The 587-nt window shown below is 48.0% G+C and carries 2 protein-coding genes; both read right to left on the bottom strand.

The window, feature by feature from the left end:
- Positions 1-108: 108 nt before the first annotated feature.
- On the bottom strand, positions 109-321 hold the full coding sequence (locus Y887_RS17565; protein ID WP_046965575.1) for a hypothetical protein: 213 nt from the start codon (positions 319-321) through the stop codon (positions 109-111).
- 14 nt (positions 322-335) lie between these two features.
- Positions 336-587: hypothetical protein (locus Y887_RS20500; RefSeq protein ID WP_211257002.1), on the bottom strand; the 252-nt coding region annotated here is incomplete at its 5' end.

The raw sequence follows: 587 nt of genomic DNA, 5'->3' as shown, positions 1-587 counted from the left end.
GGATTAACGGGGCCGCGCCGAATACGGCCAACCATGGGGATTTGCGACGGAAGCGTTACAAGGATGCACTGGAAGTTATGTAAGAAAAAGGCCCATATGGGCCTTTGTTTATTTTACGGCTTCACCCTGGACGGGCGGGGCGGAACTTGTATCATTGTCTGGCAAGTCGAAGTAATCCCCCGCCATGCCAATCACGCCAACAATCGCGGCCCGTGCCACCTTGTTGCTAATTGACTCCCCAATAAGCTTTACCAACAGGGACAAGATTTGAGACGTCAAAGCCTTTTTCAGCCTTTTGTTTTCTTCCAAATCTTTCTGCATAACTACCACCCATGTCAACGCACATCCTGTGTTTTATCATTACCTGAAGCATCTCTTAAGGGCAGTGGATAGTAGGCCATTTGGTAGTCTGATACGCCTTCAACATGATAAAACACGATTACGTCTTTGCTGTTGATGAGCATGTTAACGACATCTGATTTATCTTCTGGAGTGAGTATGAGTGCGCCGCCTGTCCTGCTGTCTACTGCCACAGGGTATGTCTTGTCGACAAGGCCGCTGTCCAATGTATTATACCTGACAACGAT

The organism is Xanthomonas pisi DSM 18956 (assembly GCF_001010415.1).
GTDB classification, from domain to species: domain Bacteria; phylum Pseudomonadota; class Gammaproteobacteria; order Xanthomonadales; family Xanthomonadaceae; genus Xanthomonas; species Xanthomonas pisi.
The sequence above is the reverse complement of the archived record's forward strand: the minus strand, read 5'-3'. Positions and strand labels throughout refer to the sequence as shown.

Coding starts and splice junctions, on each gene's coding strand:
- Y887_RS17565 (WP_046965575.1), bottom strand. CDS start 321: ATGCAGAAAGATTTGGAAGAAAACAAAAGGCTGAAAAAGGCTTTGACG.